Below are 3,035 nucleotides of genomic sequence, written 5' to 3'. Positions count from 1 at the left end.
GATAGATTTTCGACGTGATCTGAATTTAGATTCGGGCATTCTGTTTCGTAGTGTCGATGCGCCTGACACCGCTTTTTCTTCCATTTTTGGCTATATGGTCAAGGTAGATCCCCGGCCTGCCCGGCGGTGGACTGGGGGAATTTTCGTGGATTATGGAAACGCACATGAGTGGCTGCAAACCCTCGAAAACAACGAGGAAGCCCGAAACGCCGAACGCGCGGGCGGCGAATGGAATCAGTTGAGAATCGAAGCGATCGGCGACCACATCAAGGTATGGCTCAATGACGTCCCTACGGCGAATATGCTGGACAATCGCTATAAAAAGGGGTACATCGCCTTTAAAATTCACTACCTGCTACACGATAAAGCGCAGGAAGATTTGATGATTGCGTTCAGAAACCCACGCATCATTACCCGAAACGTGAAGAAATATGCCCGCTCAATTCCGCTCCCTTTGAAGGATACGAGAGGATTTTCAGACATCAACTATTTCAGATGACAAATATTCGAAAAGCTTTTCTCGTTGCCATCTTGCTGTTGCTTTATGGTGTTGGCTATTGCCAATCGTGGCAACCACTTTTCAACGGCAAGAATTTAGACGGGTGGTCAGTAGTGGGAGACTCCGCTACTTTCACGGTCGAGGAGGGAGCCATTCGGCTGCATCGCAAGGCGAACACGCCGGAACACACCTTTTTGAGAACTGACAAGAAGTACCGGGACTTTATTCTGGAAATGGAGTGCAGGCGCGACGAGCAGTTTTACTACGGTATTTTGGTCAGGGCCGTCCCGGCGCCCGACACCGCGCACGCGCGTTTGTACGGTTATCAGGTAAAAGTGGATCACCAAAAAGACCGCCGGTGGACGGGAGCAATTTTTGACGACTACGGGAATACCTGGCGATGGCTATCGACGTTGTCCGATAACCCCAAAGCACAAAACGCCCTTAAAGAAGCGGGTCTTTGGGATCATTACAGATTTGAACTGATCGGTGATCACATAAAAGTCTGGGTGAACGGGGTAGACGCCAGCAGCCTCGTTAACACAAAATACAAGAAAGGGTATATCGCTTTGAAAATTCATTTTCTGGGCGACAACGTGGCGCTCGAAAAGCCCACCGCCTGGGTCAGGAATATTAGAATAATCACCAAGCATCCTGCTCGATATACAAAAGCCATAGATATTCAGAAGACGGTAGTCGAATAAGGCATTCGTGCTTTTCCCAACTCCGGGAGGTACAGCAACCAGGTAGATATTCATTGAACTACATCTATTTGTCCGGTATTTTTACAGACTCAGCGCCTGTCTTTACCAAAATGGCAAATCTTTGAATCCGATTTGGTCGGCTATTTGAATAAAACTCAAACAGGAAATTAAAAACAGAAAAAAGAATGAAATTTGACACGGATGTGCTTGTTATCGGCTCAGGATTCGGCGCAGCAGTGGCCGCGCTTCGCTTCGCGGAAGCGGGCAAAAAAGTGGTGGTGCTGGAAAGGGGCAGCTGGATCACCAGAGAAAACTTCGAAGCGGACGCGGGAATGTTCTGGCAGCCGGAAAAAGGACGCTACGGAATGAACGATTTAAGGAAAAGGGGCGAACATATTATTCCCTGGTTAGGCACAGGCGTGGGAGGTGGTTCGCACGTGTACGCAGGTACTTTGAAGCGGCGGGCTTTTTTCGATGATTTCCCAGGAAATATTACCGTTGAGGAAATGCGACCCTACTACGAATTGGGAGAGAAAATGATGGGGGCGGTAAAGTACCCCGACCACGCTCCCTACGACCAATTGCCTTCTTACCAGCTTTTCCGAAAAGCCGAAAAGAAACTGGCTGCCGACTACCCGGAACTCGTCGAGGCCGAAGGCGATATATTGCTGGGGATTTCTTTCGCCCCAAAGGGCGGGACTCCGGGCGAAACTTTCACGAATGAACACGGCGCTTCCCAACGTTATTCCGATCCGAGTGAGCAGAAAATTTTGGGTGGAGAAATTGACGTAAAAAACACTCTTGACAAAAACTACCTTTTTCTGGCGCAACAGCACGGTGCGGATATCAGGGCGTTTGCGGAAGTGACCAAAATTGAACCCTTGCCGCAGGGGGGATACAAGGTGTATTGGAGGAATCCTCGTGAAGACAGTGAGCAGACCGGAAGCATCACCGCCGAAGTGCTGGTATCCGGGGCGGGTGCCATTGGAAGTACCCAGCTACTGATGCAAAACAAGGAGGTACACAAAACTCTGTCAAAGCTATCGTCGCGCCTGGGGGAAGACTACCACAGCAATGGAGATTACGTGACGTTTATGGTTCCAAAACGGGGGCTAGCCATCTCGTGGGCGGGGGTACTTACCGCGGTGGCGGGTGGTTTCTTGAAAAACAAAAAAGTGATTGCGGCGGGGGCACTTGCTTACCTCTACGGCTGGCTGCGAGCCAAGAAGAATATCAAACCCGATAAGGGTACGACCAACAGCGAGTACATTCGGTTTCGTCATCGGGACGGCAGCACTCAGGGTGTTTATATCGAAGGCGGAAGGTACCCCACTCCCTTCAAGGCCGTGGGTGCTATTCTGTACAGCTTGCTTGGTGATTTCGACCCCGAGGATTATTCAAAAATTGGTGGGCCGATCAATTGGCTGGGCAAGTATGTTCCTGTTTTTGAGCTATTGGAACGATCTTGGCCCGTTCCTATCCTGATGATGGGAAGAGACGACGCTGTTGGTAAATTCAAGCTCAATGAATCCGCCGAAGTGGAGATCGACTATCCCTTCGAAGAAAATGACGACTACATCGCCCACCTTAATAAGTTGGGAAGTCTGCTTGCCGCGCAGGTGGATAACTATTACATCCCCAACCTGGTCGCCGAGAAATTCAAACTGGTGGAAGTACCCCACAACATAGGCGGCGTTCCTATGGGCGAAGATGTTTCAAAGGGGGTGGTGGATACTTATGGGCGGGTGTTCGGGTACGAAAATTTCCTGGTACTCGATGGCTCGATTCTGCCAAATTCCCTTGGTCCAAATCCCGTGGGTACCATTCTGGCT

Annotated in this window: 3 protein-coding genes; all 3 read left to right on the top strand. The window is 50.1% G+C overall.

The window, feature by feature from the left end:
* On the top strand, positions 1-499 hold a 499-nt coding region (locus tag ACEW8P_RS04340), incomplete at its 5' end, for a DUF1080 domain-containing protein (protein ID WP_373511884.1).
* Positions 496-1,203, top strand: coding sequence for a DUF1080 domain-containing protein (locus ACEW8P_RS04335; RefSeq protein WP_373511883.1), 708 nt, complete (start codon positions 496-498; stop codon positions 1,201-1,203). The genes ACEW8P_RS04340 and ACEW8P_RS04335, both read left to right, overlap by 4 nt.
* A gap of 185 nt (positions 1,204-1,388) precedes the next feature.
* The coding region (locus tag ACEW8P_RS04330) for a GMC oxidoreductase (protein ID WP_373511882.1) at positions 1,389-3,035 on the top strand (1,647 nt) is incomplete at its 3' end.

Origin of the sequence: Persicitalea sp., assembly GCF_041751555.1 — a bacterium.
Classification (GTDB): domain Bacteria; phylum Bacteroidota; class Bacteroidia; order Cytophagales; family Spirosomataceae; genus Persicitalea.
The sequence above is the reverse complement of the archived record's forward strand: the minus strand, read 5'-3'. Positions and strand labels throughout refer to the sequence as shown.